Origin of the sequence: Dyadobacter tibetensis Y620-1 (assembly GCF_000566685.1) — a bacterium.
Classification (GTDB): domain Bacteria; phylum Bacteroidota; class Bacteroidia; order Cytophagales; family Spirosomataceae; genus Dyadobacter; species Dyadobacter tibetensis.
Map to the genome: position 1 here is coordinate 346,783 of NZ_AZQN01000004.1, position 17,204 is coordinate 363,986.

At 45.2% G+C, this 17,204-nt stretch carries 15 protein-coding genes; 11 read left to right on the forward strand and 4 right to left on the reverse strand.

What is annotated here, in order from left to right:
* Positions 1–46 precede the first annotated feature (46 nt).
* Complete coding sequence (locus X939_RS0113315) at positions 47–1,816, reverse strand: ABC transporter ATP-binding protein (protein WP_025763773.1); 1,770 nt, start codon at positions 1,814–1,816, stop codon at positions 47–49.
* A 214-nt stretch (positions 1,817–2,030) separates the two neighbouring features.
* Here X939_RS0113315 and X939_RS22430 point away from each other — a divergent pair, with 214 nt between their 5' ends.
* The 9 genes from X939_RS22430 to X939_RS0113365 all read left to right on the forward strand — a co-directional run bounded on the left by X939_RS22430 (position 2,031) and on the right by X939_RS0113365 (position 10,544).
* Positions 2,031–2,576, forward strand: coding sequence for a DUF4126 domain-containing protein (locus X939_RS22430; RefSeq protein WP_044199396.1), 546 nt, complete (start codon positions 2,031–2,033; stop codon positions 2,574–2,576).
* 22 nt (positions 2,577–2,598) lie between these two features.
* A complete protein-coding gene (locus X939_RS0113325; RefSeq protein ID WP_025763774.1) occupies positions 2,599–3,513 on the forward strand; it encodes a helix-turn-helix domain-containing protein in 915 nt (304 codons plus the stop codon).
* Positions 3,514–3,677: 164 nt separating this feature from the next.
* Entirely contained in the window at positions 3,678–5,060 is a 1,383-nt protein-coding gene (locus X939_RS0113330; RefSeq protein WP_025763775.1) for a glycoside hydrolase family 88 protein, read from the forward strand.
* Positions 5,061–5,124: 64 nt separating this feature from the next.
* Positions 5,125–5,949, forward strand: a complete 825-nt coding sequence (locus tag X939_RS0113335; RefSeq protein WP_025763776.1) for a sugar phosphate isomerase/epimerase family protein — start codon at positions 5,125–5,127, stop codon at positions 5,947–5,949.
* Positions 5,950–5,981: 32 nt separating this feature from the next.
* Complete coding sequence (locus tag X939_RS0113340) at positions 5,982–7,127, forward strand: Gfo/Idh/MocA family protein (protein ID WP_025763777.1); 1,146 nt, start codon at positions 5,982–5,984, stop codon at positions 7,125–7,127.
* Positions 7,128–7,186: 59 nt separating this feature from the next.
* Positions 7,187–7,957 (forward strand): 3-ketoacyl-ACP reductase, encoded by a 771-nt coding sequence (locus X939_RS0113345; protein WP_025763778.1) that lies wholly within the window; start codon positions 7,187–7,189, stop codon positions 7,955–7,957.
* A 97-nt stretch (positions 7,958–8,054) separates the two neighbouring features.
* Positions 8,055–9,296 (forward strand): MFS transporter, encoded by a 1,242-nt coding sequence (locus X939_RS0113350; protein WP_025763779.1) that lies wholly within the window; start codon positions 8,055–8,057, stop codon positions 9,294–9,296.
* Positions 9,297–9,649: 353 nt separating this feature from the next.
* A complete protein-coding gene (locus X939_RS0113360; RefSeq protein ID WP_025763780.1) occupies positions 9,650–10,042 on the forward strand; it encodes a T9SS type A sorting domain-containing protein in 393 nt (130 codons plus the stop codon).
* A 115-nt stretch (positions 10,043–10,157) separates the two neighbouring features.
* Positions 10,158–10,544 carry a T9SS type A sorting domain-containing protein gene (locus X939_RS0113365; RefSeq protein ID WP_025763782.1) on the forward strand — a complete coding sequence of 129 codons (387 nt, stop codon included), beginning with the start codon at positions 10,158–10,160 and terminating at the stop codon, positions 10,542–10,544.
* Between the two features lie 59 nt (positions 10,545–10,603).
* Here the strand turns inward: X939_RS0113365 and X939_RS0113370 are convergent, their stop codons facing one another.
* Both X939_RS0113370 and X939_RS0113375 read right to left on the reverse strand, forming a co-directional pair.
* Positions 10,604–11,227, reverse strand: coding sequence for an alpha/beta hydrolase (locus X939_RS0113370; RefSeq protein ID WP_025763783.1), 624 nt, complete (start codon positions 11,225–11,227; stop codon positions 10,604–10,606).
* A 74-nt stretch (positions 11,228–11,301) separates the two neighbouring features.
* Positions 11,302–12,246 (reverse strand): ring-cleaving dioxygenase, encoded by a 945-nt coding sequence (locus tag X939_RS0113375; RefSeq protein ID WP_025763784.1) that lies wholly within the window; start codon positions 12,244–12,246, stop codon positions 11,302–11,304.
* A gap of 241 nt (positions 12,247–12,487) precedes the next feature.
* On the opposite strand from X939_RS0113375, the gene X939_RS0113380 reads away from it, so the two are divergent.
* Positions 12,488–13,597 carry a Gfo/Idh/MocA family protein gene (locus X939_RS0113380; protein WP_025763785.1) on the forward strand — a complete coding sequence of 370 codons (1,110 nt, stop codon included), beginning with the start codon at positions 12,488–12,490 and terminating at the stop codon, positions 13,595–13,597.
* Entirely contained in the window at positions 13,590–14,546 is a 957-nt protein-coding gene (locus X939_RS0113385) for an SMP-30/gluconolactonase/LRE family protein (protein ID WP_229236059.1), read from the forward strand. The genes X939_RS0113380 and X939_RS0113385 overlap by 8 nt, the downstream gene beginning before the upstream one ends.
* A 44-nt stretch (positions 14,547–14,590) precedes the next feature.
* Here the strand turns inward: X939_RS0113385 and X939_RS0113390 are convergent, their stop codons facing one another.
* Entirely contained in the window at positions 14,591–17,194 is a 2,604-nt protein-coding gene (locus X939_RS0113390) for an alkaline phosphatase D family protein (protein WP_025763787.1), read from the reverse strand.
* Between the last annotated feature and the right edge of the window lie 10 nt (positions 17,195–17,204).

Consider the following 17,204-nt stretch of genomic DNA (forward strand, 5'->3'; position numbering starts at 1 on the left):
GAAAGAGAGGCAGGCATCGGACTGGGCAGGCTGGGCCTGCGGGAGGCTAGCCAATTTTCAATACCTCTTTATACTGCATCTGATAAAGATTGGCATAAAAGCCCTGTTTTTCCAAAAGTTGTTCATGATTTCCCTCTTCCATTATTCTTCCTTTGTCAAGTACAATGATTTTGTCCGCCTCCTGAATGGTCGATAAACGGTGGGCAATAACGATTGCCGTACGACCTACCATTAGCTTTTCAATCGCTCGCTGAATCAATTCCTCAGTTTCGGTATCTACGCTGGAGGTAGCCTCATCCAGAACAATTATTTTGGGCTCATGAACCATAGCCCTTACAAAAGAAATCAGCTGTCGCTGGCCTACCGAAAGGGTAGCACCGCGCTCCATCACATTATAGGTATATCCCCCGGGAAGCCGTTCTATAAATTCATGTACTCCTACCAGTTTCGCTGCTTCCACTATTTTCTCATGGGTAATGCTGGGATCTCCTAAACGAATATTATTTTCGATGGTGTCCGAAAACAAGAATACATCTTGCAGTACCACACCAATATTCTTTCGCAGTGCGGTAAGCTCATAATCCTGAACAGGCACCCCGTCTACCAGAATCGTACCCTTATTGATATCATATAGCCGGCTCAGTAGATTAATTATGGACGATTTTCCGGCACCAGTAGCACCTACAAATGCGATGGTCTGCCCCTCAGCCACCTCAAAATTTATGTCTTTTAACACCCATTCCTCATCGATATATGCAAACCACACCTGCTTGAATGACACCTCACCTTTTAAAGTCTGGGGAGCATGTGTTCCTTCGTTACTCGTGTAATCGTTACTATCCAAGAGTTTCAAAATCCGATCGGTACTTACAATACCCATTTGTAAGGTGTTGATGCGATCGGCTAATTGCCGTATAGGCCTAAAAAATAAGTTGATAAACATCACAAACGCGGTGACGGTACCAAAAGATACGTCGGCACTTAAAATCTGCCGGGATCCATACCAGACTACCAAACCGGTACCAGCAGCGGATATTACATCTGCTACGGGAAAATAAATTGAATAATAAAGTATAGAACGAATGTTGGCATTTCGATGAACCTTGTTGATCTCTTTGAACTTCTTAAATTCATTATCTTCACTACTAAATATTTGAACGATGCTCATCCCCGTAATGTGCTCCTGAACAAAGGAGTTGAGATTAGCTACGGCTGCCCTTACTTCGTTAAAAGAGTCTTTTATTTTTTCTTTAAAAATATAAGTGGCAAATAGCATTAGCGGAATCATGGAAAGGCTGATCAGGGATAAACGCCAGTCAGTATAAAACATTACAGCGATGATTAGTACCAGCTGCAAAATATCGCCGGCTATTGCGGCCATCCCGTCACTAAAAACATTGGAAAGGGTCTCTACGTCTGATATGGTTCGGGTAACCAGTCGCCCAATAGGCGTATTATCAAAAAACTTCAACCTCAGACCTATGATTTTTTCGTACAATTGTACCCTAATATCCCTAATGATGTACTGGCCTAGCCATCCTGACATATATGTATTATAGAACTGGGCGGCGCCCTGAAGAACGATCACGCCTACCATAACGGCAAGCATGACCGACAGTTGCCCATAATTTCCTTGGGCAATGGGGGTATCAATGGTATATTTTATTAACAAAGGCATCATGGGAGCCAGAAGGGCATTGAGTAAGATGATGCCTATCAGCAGATAAAATTGCTTTTGATAGGGTTTGACAAACGCATAAAGTCGCTTCAGCGTAATGACATCGAATATCTGCCCGCTCTTAGTTTCCTGATTCACAGTACTGTGTTCTTTTATATTTCAACAAATGTATAAATTCCCGGTTCGAAGAACGGATAAAATTACGATATTGAATTGGTTTACAACTCACCGACCAACAACTTCCTTGGTCTAACGTTATAAAAGTAAAAATGATCGCAAAAAGTTTTGAATCGTATTAAAACTTATGTCTTTCTGGTTCTAACTCCCTTTCTGCTTTTGATATTGAATTTTTATGGAGCTATTACTGAGTATATGTCTGGGCCTAGGCTTAAGCGCCAGCAGTGGTTTTAGGGTTTTTATCCCGATGCTGCTGGCCAACATAGCCGCAATGAATGGATGGATTCAACCTGGGGAACAATTTTCCTGGCTAGCAACTTGGCCAGCATTCTATACTTTACTTTCTGCCTCCCTTCTGGAAGTGGCCGCTTATTATGTTCCCTTTGTCGACAATCTGCTAGATTTGGTGGCTACGCCTGCAGCGGTAATCTCGGGCACTCTGCTTTCGGTCAGCTTTATTGAGATCCAAGACCCCATATTACTATGGAGCATGGGCTTAATTGTGGGGGGTGGCACTGCTGGTATCGTACAAGCAGGTACAGGTATACTTCGGCTATTGTCGTCAAAGACCACAGGGGGGATAGGCAACTCGTTGGTATCTACCACAGAAAATTTAGCGTCGGCTGGGCTTTCTGTTATGGCTATCTTCCTGCCAATTGCAGCGATGGTACTGGTTATTTTTTTGGTTTACCTGCTGATAAAAAGGCTTGTCCGCCGCTAACAACTTTCAATCAAAATTTAAGATGATTCAGACCATACCGGTACATAGCCTCCCCAAGTCACCCGACACGGTTCCGGCACTTAGTATCTACCGATTTAAGAATAACCAGGGAGTGCACAAAGAATCGCCGGTGGCCTTGCCTACTACGCCCCTGCCAACAGATACTCCTCATCGGCATACCTATTACGAAATGCTATTCATTGAGGAAGGACAAGGGTTTCACGAAATCGACTTCCACTCTTACGCCATCCAAGGAGCCGGACTGCACTTTTTGACCCCTGGACAGGTACATATGCTCAGTGCCAGCCAACCTTGCAGAGGTTATATCCTGGCTTTTCCAGAAGAGTTCTATAATTTTTATAATCCTGGTAGTCCCCCTATTAATCAACTCCCCTTTTTTCAACCCGCTGCCCGTCAGCCCCTGATACATCTACAAGAAAAGGAAAGGGTATATTTTCATAATCTAATGGAAAATATGGTTGCTGAGCATCTGGCTCCCGCTGCCGATTGTGGAATTATAGGAAAATATTTGGGTCTTATCCTTCAGAAAAGCGCCAGTATTATTTCCAACCGCCCCTCGACAACTCAAATAAGCTCCGGACTTATGCCTGATTTGGTCGGCAAATTCCAGGAGCTGGTAGAGAAAAACTTTCTTCAATGGCACGAAGTCCAGCGCTATGCTTCTGAGCTGGCCGTTACTCCCGACTATCTCAGCAAGCTGGTGAAACGTTACCTAGGAATGACAGCACAGGAATATATATTAGACAAATTACTCCTGGAGGCCAAGCGTCTATTGGTTTTCACCCGTTTGAGCAGTAAAGAAATTGCTTATCATATCCAGATGGACGACCCTTCTTACTTCAGTCGCATCTTTAAGAAAAAATCGGGACTTACCCCTAATGAGTATAGAGAACTAGTTCGGAAAAGTACCATTTAATACCCCAAATGTACCTTGTCGCTAGGTAATCCCCCGCATATCTTTGTATTGTACAAAATTTAAAGGACTTATTAATACCATCTTTTCAAAATCTAGGACCCTTCCAGGTCCGGTCTTGAGAGAAAATAGCTCCTTTTCATCATTAACAGATACCGACAAAGATTATGAAAATCCGTACCGAGCTCACTGCGGCATCCCTTCAACCTAAACTTGACCGACTGTGGGAACTGTCAGCGCAAAAAATCAATCTGATCAATAAGGAGTATGATGCCTCTAAAGGCACTCCCGTATTTACCGTAGAAGGGAAATATACTTTAAGAGGCTGGACGGAATGGACCCAGGGATTCCAGTATGGAGCAGAAGTTATACAATATGATGTTTCCAACGATGAATCGTTTCTGAAGAGCGCCCGCAAACATACCGTACAAAATATGGCTTCGCACTTAAGCCATTTCGGAGTTCACGATCATGGCTTTAATAATGTAAGTACTTATGGTAACTTATTGCGCTTAATGAACGAAGGACGCATCCCAGAAAACGAATGGGAACGCAATTTTTACGAGGTTTCTCTAAAAGTTTCCGGTTCTGTGCAGGCAGAACGCTGGACACCAATAAAAGATGGTAAGGGATTTATTCATTCCTTTAACGGACCTCACTCCCTCTTCGTCGACACCATCCGTTCGGTGCGAGCCTTGATGGTCTCACATCTGCTAGGCCATAGCCATATGGGGGAGAATGATCTTAAAACGAGCCTTCTAGAGCGTGGCACGCAACATGCCTTAGCTACAGCGGCTTATTCTGTTTATTACGGCGAGGGTAGAGATAGCTACGATGTATGGGGCCGTACGGCACACGAAAGTGTATTTAATACCAATGATGGCAATTTCCGGTGCCCCAATTCACAACAGGGCTTCTCAGGATTTACCACCTGGACCCGAGGTTTGGCCTGGGCCATGTTAGGCTTTGCCGAACAGCTGGAAAGCCTACCATCATTTACGGATGAAGAACTTGCTCCTATGGGCGGACGGGCTCAGCTGACAGAGGTTTACGAGAAAGCTGCTCGGGCTACCTGCGATTTTTATATTGCCAACACCGCATCGGATGGTATACCATACTGGGATACTGGCGCACCAGAGCTTTATCGATTAGGAGATTATACCAATCGCCCTTCCGATCCTTACAACGATTTTGAACCTGTAGACAGTTCTGCAACCGCTATCGGAGCACAAGGTTTGCTGCGACTGGGTAAATATTTACAAGAAAAAAACCAGTCAGAAGAGGGAGACCGCTATTGGCAGGCCGGACTAACGGCGGTGGATTCACTATTCTCGGATCCCTACCTCTCCACAGATCCTTCACACCAAGGACTGATATTACACTCTATATATCACCGACCAAATGGCTGGGATCATACGCCTAAAGGTCAGAAGGTTCCCTGCGGAGAATCCAGCATGTGGGGTGATTACCATGCGCGTGAACTGGCTTTATATCTGCACAGGATTAATCATTCGGCACCGTATTACACTTATTTAGGGGCCGTTAAATAGACTAAATCATCCTCAAAACATTGGTCTGTGAAGAGCCACTTCACAGACTACCATTTGGCTTAAAATGAACAATATTTCTTTAGATCGCTGCTGCATACATACCATTACCACTAAGTCGTGGTCGTTTCCTCAGGCTGTGGAGCAATATGCTGCCGCCGGAGTAGCTGGGATAAGTGTCTGGCAAAATGCCATTGAGGGAATCGGCCCTCACCAAGCGGGTGAGCTTATCCGTAAGGCTGGGCTAGACATTGTCTCCTACGTGCGTGGTGGGTTTTTCCCCCACCCTACCAGTTCTGGGAGAGCTAAGGCCATCGATCATAACAAAAAATTACTGGAAGAAGCTGCCGCTCTTGGAGCCCCAATGATCGTTCTCGTTTGCGGAGCCTCACCCGACCAGTCCCTGGCTACCTCTCGCCAACAAATTAAAGAAGGAATCGAAGCCATACTCCCTTTGGCAGAAAAATTAAATGTTAAGCTTGCAATCGAGCCCCTGCACCCTATGTATGCCGCCGATCGATCGGCGATAAATACCATGGGGCAGGCCAACGATATGGCAGAAATATTCCAGTCCGATTATGTGGGTGTAGCCGTCGATGTTTACCATTTGTGGTGGGATCCCGACCTGGAAAAAGAAATTGCCCGCTGTGGTGCACATAACAATTTGTTAGCCTATCATGTCTGTGACTGGAAGGTCAACACCCTGGATTTACTGAACGACCGCGGATTGATGGGAGAAGGTTGTATCGACCTAAAAAAAATAAGAGGATGGGTGGAAGCTACGGGTTTCGATGGATACTGTGAGGTAGAAATATTCTCCGATATCCACTGGGCCAAGGATCAAAAAGTCTTCTTAAATGAAATCACAAATTCCTTTGTATTAAAGGTATAGACCAAACTGACCATTTTTTAATCTTACATAAAATGAAAGTACATCACGTAGGAATCATTATGAACGGCGTTACAGGCCGTATGGGTACCAATCAACATCTATTACGTTCCATCAATGCCATAATGGAGCAGGGAGGCGTTAAAATTTCTTCTGACGAGGTCATCATGCCCGATCCTATCCTGGTGGGAAGAAATACGGCGAAATTAGAAGCCCTGTGCAAAAAGACACTGGTCACCAAATATACTACTGACCTGGACAGCGTGTTGGCCGATCCGGCATATCAGGTTTACTTCGACGCCCAGGTGACGGGTCGTCGTGCTCCAGCCATCAAAAAGGCGATATTGGCGGGCAAACATATTTACTGTGAAAAACCGACAGGAACCACCACCGAAGAGGCCATGGAACTGTATGAGTTGGCTACAAAGGCTGGACTAAAAAATGGCGTAGTTCAAGATAAATTATGGCTTCCGGGAATGATGAAACTCAAACGCTTAATGGAAAGTGGGTTCTTCGGTAAAATTCTTTCCGTTCGTGGTGAGTTTGGGTATTGGGTGTTCGAAGGACATAGCATTCCAGCACAACGACCATCTTGGAACTACCGTAAGGAGGATGATGGTGGAATCATTGTCGATATGCTTTGTCACTGGCGCTATGTACTGGACAATCTATTCGGTAACGTTAAAGCCGTCTCTTGCCTCGGTGCCACCCACATTCCCGAAAGAATTGATGAGAATGGCAAACCATATAAATGTACGGCCGACGATGCCTGTTATGCTACTTTTGAGCTGGAAGACGACGTCATCGCTCAGTTTAATTCCTCCTGGACCGTACGGGTTCGGCGCGACGACCTGCTAACCCTGCAAGTGGATGGCACCAATGGATCGGCAGTTGCCGGACTCCGTGACTGCTATATTCAGCATTATGGCAATACACCTAAGCCGGTATGGAACCCCGACATCCCCCAACCGATCCCCTTCCTTGAAGGATGGTCCAAAGTGCCCGAACAGGAAGATCACGATAATGCATTTAAGGCGCAGTGGGAGCTATTCCTGAAACATATTGTAAAAGACGAACCCTTCCCATGGGATCTAAAAGCTGGAGCCCGAGGCGTTCAACTAGCCGAAAAAGGTATAGAAAGCTGGGAGAAACGCCAGTGGGTTAATATAGAAGAACTGTAGAAATTCTCTAGCCGGGCCTTTTGGGGCCTGGCTTTCTAACTGAACGTAATACAATTGAAATGAAAAAAACGGCGCTAATTACAGGTGGAACCCGTGGAATAGGCTTCGGCATTGCACAGGCATTAGCCAAAGAAGGCTACGACCTCGCCATCAATGGGGTACGTCCCGAAGAAGGAGCTATGGAAGCATTAGACACCCTAAGAGCTATGGGTGCCCGGGTCATTTACTGCCAGGGTAGTATTGCCTCAGCCGATGATAGGGCCAATATTATTGAAAAAGCATACCAGGAACTGGGGGCATTAAATGTACTGGTCAATAATGCGGGAATCGCACCCCGACAACGCCTGGACCTGCTGGATACTACGCCTGAAAATTACCAGGAGGTAGTCACCACCAACCTGGAGGGTCCCTTTTTCCTTACTCAGGCAATAGCCAAAAGAATGGCTCATCAAAAAGAAAATAACCATGCTTTCCAGGCGACTATAATTTTCGTCACTTCCGTGTCGGCAACAGTTACCTCAGTTAACCGGGGCGAATACTGCGTTTCCAAAGCGGGCCTGGCAATGACCAGCCAGCTCTTCGCAGTACGTATGGCCGAGTATGGCATACCCGTTTTTGAGATAAGACCGGGGGTAATCACCACAGACATGACTGCAAAAGTACAAGAAAAGTACGATGGACTTTTTGCCAATGGTATGGCTCTTCAGCCTCGCTGGGGAACTACGGAGGATGTTGGAAAGGCTGTTGCATCTCTTACCCGGGGCGACTTCCCTTACTCAACCGGCCAGGTCATCAATGTTGACGGTGGCATGCTCATCGACCGTCTCTAAGACTGGCTTGTTTCTGACAGTTGGATATCCATCAAAATTGATTACATAAACCCGCCGACAGCTTCAATAGCTGTTTGTATAAAGCCAAAACCCGATTATGTCTCAAACTCCCGAAATACGCAAACCCTTACTACCCCAGCTACTGCAAGTCCCTGTTATCGTGGCCGCTCTAGGCTACCTGGTGGATATGTACGATTTATTCCTGTTTAGTGTAGTACGCATTCCCAGCCTCCGGGATATAGGGGTAGCCGAAGAAGACCTGCTGACCGATGGTATCACGCTATTAAACAGCCAAATGGCTGGTATGTTAATTGGAGGAGTATTATGGGGAATTATCGCCGATAAAAAGGGGAGACTGTCGGTGCTTTTTGGCTCCATTATTATGTACTCCCTAGCCAATATTGGCAATGGCTTCGTGACCACTATGGATCAGTACGCCGTCCTTCGTTTTATTGCCGGGATCGGCTTGGCCGGTGAGCTTGGAGCTGGAATTACCTTGGTGACCGAAGTGCTTCCCAAAGAAATCAGGGGCTATGGCACTACCCTTGTAGCCACCCTGGGTGTTTTAGGAGCTATTCTGGCCTATTTTGTTGCCGATATGTTCGCCTGGAGAATATCGTATTTCGTAGGCGGAGGCATGGGTCTGTTGCTACTTGTACTCCGTTTCAATGTATTCGAATCAGGTATGTTCCAACATGTTAAGTCTCATAGTGTCGACAGGGGGAATATCATGATGATCTTGACCAACGCCCGTCGCATGACCAAATATCTGATGGCCATTCTGATTGGTTTGCCCATCTGGTTTGTGGTCGGAATATTGATCACTTTCTCACCCGAAATCGGTGCTGCCAAGGGGCTAATCGGCATTGATGCCGGAAAGGCTGTTATGCTCGCCTTTACGGGGCAGGTATTTGGCGATATCTCCAGTGGACTGATTAGTCAATGGATGAAAAGTCGAAAAAAGGCCATCATCCTTTTCATTGGACTGTCCCTTCTGATGATGATTGGCTACCTTACTATCCCCATGGATACCGCCTACGTATTCTATGTGTTCTGTGCCCTCCTAGGTTTCTGTAATGGCTACTGGACATTGTTCATTACCATCGCAGCGGAACTATTCGGTACTAATCTCCGTGCAACGGTAGCGACCACCGTGCCCAACTTCGTTCGGGGAGCTACCATCCCCCTGGCAGCGCTGTTCGTATATTTTAAGCCTAGCCTGGGTGTGATACAAGGGGCCTTGGTAGTGGGACTGGCTACCAGTGTGGTGGCCGTTATTGCCCTCTACTTCCTGGAAGAAACCTTTACCAAAGATATGGACTATATCGAAAAGGATTAATCAAGAATTCGCATGCATAATTAACCTATAAAACAGGGGGCCATCTTTTTGGGATAGGCCCCCTCTTTGTTTTTACGGATTCCCTGAAAATTTCTCTCCCGTCTTAAATAACATTTTTTTTCAGTCATATGCAACGTATGTCACCATACCTGCATCATTAAGCAAATGTAAAAAATTCCCTTCCAGAGCTCAGAAAGGGGATTTAAAGTGTGCAAATACCAGATTTTTACGGATCATACCATTCATACTGATAATTAAACCATTCATGTACTTTGTAATGCATAGTACCTGCCATAACACATACATTTGTATCGTTCTCATTAAAACAATCACCATTACAAAAACAAATAGCCATGAAAACTTCGATTAAAACCACCATCCTAGCTTTTGCCCTTCTGGCAGCAGGAACAGTAACGAGCTTCGCTTCAGACAAAGAAACCAAGAAGGTTGCTTCTTTTGGAACGGGGATCTATAAGACCGTTGACGGAAATATAAATGTACTCGTAGACAAAAAGGATGTAGCCTCGTCTACGACCATCCTGATTCGTAATGAACGATATGAAGTAATTTATCGGGAAACTCTCCCCAAGTCTAAAATGAAGTTTGGCCGGTCACTCAATGTTAGCGAGCTAAATCCAGGTAGCTATCAGATTGAAATCACCAGCAACGGTGAGCGTAAGATTCAGAAATTTGAAGTCGATCAGAAAGTTAGTAAGCAGTTAGTAACCCTGGAATCGGAGCAATAACTTTTGACCAGTTACTAATTACAGCTACCGTACAGGTAGTTTATATTGTGACAGTCAAGCAATTAAGATACTTTTAATCCAATCAATTAGCCAATAAATATAAAATTATTTAGCCATGAAAAAATCAATCACATCCATCGCATTCATTTTCGCACTTTGCCTATCCTTCGCAGTCTCAGCAGAAGACTCTGACAAAGGCAACAAAAAAGCAGCCAGTTTTGGGGCCGGCATCTACACGACTCAAGAAGGTAAGATTAACGTTCTGATCGATAAATTTCATTCGGAATCCCCCACACAATTACTGGTTAAAAACCACATTGGAGATATTGTTTACAGGGAAACGATTTCCAAAAAAAGTACTAAGTTTGGAAGAACGCTGAATATTAATAATTTAGAGGCTGGCGCCTATAGCATCGAAGTCATCAGCAATGGTGAACGTCAAATTCGGAAATTCGAAATAGGCCAGACGATTTCCCAGAGGGAGGTGTCTCTCGAATTATAAAAATTCTCATTAGGAAATGAAAAGGGGACTATCAATCAGAGATGGCCCCCTTTTATTATTTACTTTTTTAAAATTGAATTGATATAGTCAATTTCATTATCGTGGATATTATGCCCAAAGTCTGGATACAGTTGTACTGTCACCTTTGCACCCAACCTTTGTAATATCGCGCCGGATTCCTCTACCCGTTGTCTAGGAATATGAAAATCCACGTCGCTACAACCCAGGAGTACAGGAGTATCGGCCAAACTTCCTAAATAGTCCCGTTTGGTTTCATCGGGGCCGATCAACCCTCCGCTTAAGCCAAAAATTCCCGCATATTCCCGGGCATGCCGAGCCACGTACTCCAGTGACAAACAAGCTCCCTGGGAAAAGCCTAGCAGGTAAATATCCCGGGGCAGCAGTCCATAAATATCCTCTAACCCTACCATCAGCTCATCAATTGTAGCCAATCCTCGGCTAATCCCTGGCTCATTGTCCTGCAAGGGAGCCATAAAACTCTTTGGATACCAGCTTCCTCCTTCTGCCTGAGGGGCAAGATAAGCTATATGTGGATAATCGAAATATTGATAAAGATCCAGAATCCCCTGTGCGGTTGCTCCCCTTCCATGAATCATAATCATAGCTTTCTCAGCATGTTCTAATGGAGCTCCACGCTTCATTGCACGGTCTAATGCATTCATGTTTATTTTATTTGAAAATATAAAACTCTTTTCAGAGTATTCTAAACTCCGATCTTACCGGTCAGTTTGCTAATTTATTTAGCTTCTGCAACAATTGGAGGAAGGGCGGTTTCAATAGCCGATCTCTTAGGCTCATACCATTCGGGTAGTTTCAGACTGGACCCTAATTCCACAAGAGACTCATCCACAGCAAATCCTGGAGGATTAGTGGCAATTTCAAAAAGAATTCCTCCTGGCTCTCTATAGTAAATGCTATGGAAGTAATTGCGGTCGAGTACTTCTGTTGGCGAATACCCCGCCACCAAAAGCTTTTCCCGGATTTCCAACTGACTCGTATCCGACTCTGTAGCAAAAGCTATATGATGCACGGAACCAGCTCCTTGCAGTGCACGAACATCCTTAGGGGATTTTTTAACGTCTACATAATTCCCTGGCCCACCCAGCATCGCTTCGAAACGCCAGATATCCTCTTCTTCCGCAACCAATTTATGCTGCATCACCTCCGTTAATAAAGCAACAGTTTTATCGATGCTGAACTCATTTAAGGTAGCAGTAAAGAATCCTTTGATGCTGTACTCTATCGGAATCTTACCATTGTCCCAACCCGGACGCTGGTCTACATCGTTGGCGACCAGTTCGACACCCATCCCATCATAGTCCTCAAATCGGAGGTAGGATTCATTAAAGCGACGATAAGGACCAGAATATGGAATACCAAAACCAGTCAAACGATCCATCCAGTAAGACAATGAAGTCGTAGGAATGGAGAATGCCGTATAAGTTAACTGACCGCCCCCTTTACGTCCTCTCTGTAATCCTGCATAAGGGAAAAAGGTCAGAATGGATCCTGGCGAACCCGTCTCATCTCCATAATACAGATGGTACACGTCGGGAGCATCGAAATTGATGGTCTTTTTCACCATTCGCTGTCCTAATACACCAACATAAAAGTCGACATTCCGTTGCGCATCACTTGCCAATGCAGTGATATGATGTAAACCATTAATGAGCGTTTTCATTGCCGTTTAATTTATATGTTAAAACATTTAATGTATATACATTTAATGTTTTACATAAAGTTCCTGATATGGGCTGATTTTGATTGTTAACATTCTAAGAAGGTGAAAGAACGATGTAAATTGGTATTTTTAAAAGCATAAAAATAGTGGCGTTAAAGAGTGGGAATGAATATAGTGGTAAGGAGAAATTCTTTTAAGTTTACTTTTATGGAGTAATGTATACACTCAAAAATTTCTATATATGAATGCAAGGCGTGATTTTTTACAGAAACTTACCTTAGGCTTAGGCCTAACGGCGATGTCTGACTATAGCTTTGGCAGTGTGGCCAACATGCAGGAGCCAACCGCCGAACGCCCACTTCGTGTGGCACTTATGGGTCTGGGAGGTTATGCTAATATTGTGGCCAAGGGTATGCAGGAATGCAAAATGGCTGTAATTACTGGTCTTATTTCCGGTACACCATCGAAGTTAAAAAGTTGGCAGGAGAAATATAATGTTCCCGAACAGAACACATATAGCTATGAAACAATGCATCGGATAAAAGACAATCCAGATATAGATCTTGTATATGTGATCACGCCCAACTCCCTACATCATAAGCATGTGCTACAGGTTGCTGCCACTGGCAAACATGTGCTTTGCGAAAAACCACTGGCCGACAATGCTCAGCAGGCTCGGGAGATGATAAGTGCTTGCGAAAAGGCAGGTGTTAAATTGTATGTGGGCTATCGTCTTCACTTCGAACCTCATACCCGGGAAGTGATCCGAATGCGGGAAGAGGGAGCATTTGGAAAAATTATGCATGTAAACAATTATATGGGCTTCACCATCGGAGATCCTACCCAGTGGCGATTGAAAAAGGCACTGGCCGGAGGTGGAGCACTCATGGATGTGGGGGTATATTCCCTGAATGCAGCTCGATATTGTACAGGGGAAGAACCTATATGGGTAACAGCACAAGAGAGCAAAACTGATCCGGTAAAATTCCGAGAAGTCGACGAAACCATCACCTTTCAATTGGGATTTCCCAGTGGTATCATAGCCAACTGTGGGTGCACTTATAACTTTGGACATTCAGAAAGACTACATCTTATGGGGACGAAGGGATGGGCCGAGATGGTGCCGGCGTTTGGTTACGGCCCCATTAAGGGTAATACACATTTGGGTCCTATAGATCAACCAAAGGTAAACCATCAAACCTATCAGATGGACGGAATCGCCGCCTGTATCCTCAATAATGAGCCTGATCCTAACGTGACGGGCCAGGAGGGATTGAAGGACATGATCGTGATAGATGCTATATATGAATCTATTAAAAAAGGTGGTCAAAAAATTGTAATAAATGCTTAACACAAGGCCCATTAAATACGGAACAGTACCCATGAGAGCGATACAGAAGCAGATGAGGACGATTGTGGCTATAGCCTGCCTATATGCACCCCTGACATCAGAAGCCCAGATAGAAGACAGAAAGCAAATAGTAGCCAAGGGAGCGGAGGTAGAAGAGCTGGGAACAGGATTCTCCTTCACCGAAGGCCCTGTAGCCGACAAAAAAGGCCATGTCTTTTTTACAGACCAACCAAATAACAAGATTTTGCGCTGGGATGCCAAGGCCCAAACGATTTCCACATTTTCCGATCATTCGGGACGAGCTAATGGAATGTATTTTGACCGCTCAGGTCAGCTGATTGCCTGCGCAGATGAAGAAAATCAGATCTGGTCTTTCGATAAGAATGGAAAAAAAACGGTAATTCTTAAAGACTATCAGGGTAAGCTTTTCAACGGTCCTAACGATTTGTGGATAGACAGTAAAGGAGGAATTTATTTCACAGACCCTCTGTATGCGCGCCCCTACTGGAAACGGGATCCATCGATGCAACAGGAAGGCATGTACGTTTACTATCTTAGCCCCGACAGACAAAATGTATCGGTAGTAGCAAAAACCCTGACTAAACCCAATGGAATAGTAGGTACTGCCGATGGTAAGAAATTATATGTAGCAGACATTGGTGCGAGCAAAACCTATGTTTTTGATATTGTAAATCCTGGAGAATTAAACAACCAGCAACTATTTGCCGAAATGGGGTCTGATGGTATGACCATTGACAACAAAGGGAATGTATATCTTACAGGCAAAGGGGTAACCGTCTTCGATAACTCTGGAGCACGCATAGCTCATATTTCTGTCCCACAAAGCTGGACTGCGAATGTCTGTTTTGGGGGGAAAAAGAAAAACTTACTTTTCATGACCGCTGGAAAGGGCGTCTATGGCCTTAAAATGAACGTCAAAGGCATTTGATTCCTGACATGCCGCCATGAGCAGCTACTCATGGCGGCATAAGCTTATCCTAAGCGCAACCTGGTTTTTTTAGATCGTTTCCCCATGCGGAGGCCTTTTATTTCTTTCCAAAGGTCCCGATCAGGATCGCCAACTTTCAGGGTATACCTACCTTCTTTAAAAACAGCAGGTTTGAATTTATGCCCAGTAATACGGCGCGTATAAATCACCTCCCCAGTCGGTTCATAAATAACCTGGACTACGGGCTCCTCCATACCGGTCACCACCAATTCTGAGAGGTAACCTATAACTTTTCGCCCATCGTTATCGGACTGGTTGATGGTAATAGGCCAGCCTGTGTATTGGCCATTTTCTGAGTCTATTACCGGATTTGCACTGCGTTTCCAGCACTCCATGGTAATGTCCCTTGCCTTAGCATCAATAATCACCATGCCGTATCCAGTAGCCCGATCATGAATAATAGCTGGTTTTAATCCACTCTGTTGGGGATTGGCCACGGCATGGAGGGTAATTTTGTTTTTAAATCCGTCCTCAAAACGTCCGGTATTGCGGGCACCACCGCTTACTGGTTCATGATTCGCTGGCAGTTGGGGCCACCACCGTCTCGGCCATATATTATTCAGAGCGGGCCCGGCAAATGCGAACCCGGCATCATCATGGCTATCTACGCCATAGCGCACAACCGAGGCCAGATGCTGATCTCCAGCCAAATGCATCACTGATCCACGGCGCAGTATGTCCACAGCCCTGTTGCGCTTGCTGTGTGGCCAGCCATTGGAGTCCATATCGCGGGTCATATCATCGCCTTGAATGTATATTCCGGGCCTGGGTATTTCCAAGTTAGGTACCATGGCATCTCCCACAGAACCTTTCGGCAAGGTACCTATGGTACAGAAATTCGTTTGCGAAAGCAGAATTTTCATTCTCGCTCCCTTACTCCAATCCCGAGTCCATTCTTCTAAAAAAGCTTCCTGTCGACTTCCCAATAATTCCGCCTGGGGTGCATCCAGATAGGATTCATCCTTAAAATCTGGGTTGGTAATAAAACCATTCTGAATCTTCGCCTCTTCTGGGAAGATCCGTTTAGGGGCCGATTTGAACTTTCGGTCTTCGATAATAGCAAAACTTAAGGGCCCCCAGTTCCAGTGGGTGAAGTAAACTGGAATATTATTTTCCACCGGTGTAGGATCATAAGGATCCGGCAGATGACTCGATTGTGTTTTCTGTACCATGGCCACCCATTCTGGATGCATTTTATATCCCCCGCTATCCTGGCGCAGATAGGCCGCCCCCTCTTTTAAGGCAGCCTTTCCCCCTTCACCCCATACATTACCATGATACACATCGTGATCGTCGGGAATAGAAATGCAAGGCACATGCCGGAAGACGTCCCGGTATGACCATCCAAACTGATACCATTTACGCAGATAATCGAGGACAGACCGCTCCAAATTGGTCTCCTCAACACCAAAACCTCCAGAAGCTTCATAAAATTGATCTCCCAGAAATAGCGCAGCATCCATCTTATGAGCCAGAATATTTTCTCTGAGATCCGTATCAGGAAAGCCGTAGTCGCAATTACAACTAAACAGACCCAATTTGACGGGCTTGTCCATAGTAGGAGCCGGAGAAAAACTACCTTCATAAAAATAGGAAGTTGTTTTGCCTGCTTTGTCCGATATCGGGAGAAGCAAGCGATAAGGCACCATCTCTTTTGCTTTCCAGGAGGGTATAGAAAATGCCGCTACTCGGCTAACAGGGTCGATAGGGCTCTTTCCTATAGTGACCCATTGGTCATTTTCCTTAATTTGCAGCTCGAGATCGGCGAGAGCCGTAACCACGGGAGCGAGCTGTGCAGAAAGCTTTATGCGCTCGTAATGTAAGGTGTATTGCGCGAAAAATATTGGTCCGAAAGTTCGGCTCAGATCACCCACCAGCTTTCTTCCTTTCATTTCCAAATTGCTGAAACGAACTCCAGGCTGAAGTACTTGCTGGGCCGGGGTATCTGCATCATGCAGGAGGGCTACTCCACCGATTAATTCCAGATTCCCCACAATAAACCCCTTTATTTCGGACAGTACCTTTCTCCCTTTCTGAACGCTTAGGTGAAGCGTATATAAATCGTGGTGTATTGGCTTGCCAGTTAAAATAAGAAGTAAGCTGCCATCTAATTCATGCCTTTCTACCTTCGTCTCCGATTTTTTCTGACCCAATACGAGTTGCCCATCAGCTTGTACGCCAATCCGCATTCCCTTGCCATAAATGGCTGTTGAGCGATAGTCCGGATTGGGCCCTGAAGCGGCCAGCCTCCAGCCGGCAAGATCCAGTGGAGAAGTTTCTCCAATAAACTGTAGTTCCATTCGAACTTCAAATGCTTCCTTGGCGGGTCCTAACTCGTGGGTAAGTAAGGCAAGTGACCGATTTTTTCCCCTGATCACGGTTTCTACTGCTCCATTAATAAGACGCCAGTCCTGAAGTCGATTAGGCCAGTAGGCCTCTCCTACCCACGTTCGATCCGTCTGTCGATTCCAGTCGCTAACAAAATCGGGCACTGGCAACAATCTAGGCCTGGCAACCAACCCCTTTGAAGCGAAAGTAAGGCCTGCGGAAGCCATGAGGGTGTTTTCAATAAATTTTCTTCTTTTCATTTACATTATT

Bases quoted from the DNA above. Each gene is read 5' to 3' on its own strand.
- X939_RS22430 (WP_044199396.1), top strand. From the start codon at position 2,031: ATGGAGCTATTACTGAGTATATGTCTGGGCCTAGGCTTAAGCGCCAGC.
- X939_RS0113325 (WP_025763774.1), top strand. From the start codon at position 2,599: ATGATTCAGACCATACCGGTACATAGCCTCCCCAAGTCACCCGACACG.
- X939_RS0113330 (WP_025763775.1), top strand. From the start codon at position 3,678: ATGAAAATCCGTACCGAGCTCACTGCGGCATCCCTTCAACCTAAACTT.
- X939_RS0113335 (WP_025763776.1), top strand. From the start codon at position 5,125: ATGAACAATATTTCTTTAGATCGCTGCTGCATACATACCATTACCACT.
- X939_RS0113340 (WP_025763777.1), top strand. From the start codon at position 5,982: ATGAAAGTACATCACGTAGGAATCATTATGAACGGCGTTACAGGCCGT.
- X939_RS0113345 (WP_025763778.1), top strand. From the start codon at position 7,187: ATGAAAAAAACGGCGCTAATTACAGGTGGAACCCGTGGAATAGGCTTC.
- X939_RS0113350 (WP_025763779.1), top strand. From the start codon at position 8,055: ATGTCTCAAACTCCCGAAATACGCAAACCCTTACTACCCCAGCTACTG.
- X939_RS0113360 (WP_025763780.1), top strand. From the start codon at position 9,650: ATGAAAACTTCGATTAAAACCACCATCCTAGCTTTTGCCCTTCTGGCA.
- X939_RS0113365 (WP_025763782.1), top strand. From the start codon at position 10,158: ATGAAAAAATCAATCACATCCATCGCATTCATTTTCGCACTTTGCCTA.
- X939_RS0113370 (WP_025763783.1), bottom strand. From the start codon at position 11,227: ATGAATGCATTAGACCGTGCAATGAAGCGTGGAGCTCCATTAGAACAT.
- X939_RS0113375 (WP_025763784.1), bottom strand. From the start codon at position 12,246: ATGAAAACGCTCATTAATGGTTTACATCATATCACTGCATTGGCAAGT.
- X939_RS0113380 (WP_025763785.1), top strand. From the start codon at position 12,488: ATGAATGCAAGGCGTGATTTTTTACAGAAACTTACCTTAGGCTTAGGC.
- X939_RS0113385 (WP_229236059.1), top strand. From the start codon at position 13,590: ATGCTTAACACAAGGCCCATTAAATACGGAACAGTACCCATGAGAGCG.
- X939_RS0113390 (WP_025763787.1), bottom strand. From the start codon at position 17,194: ATGAAAAGAAGAAAATTTATTGAAAACACCCTCATGGCTTCCGCAGGC.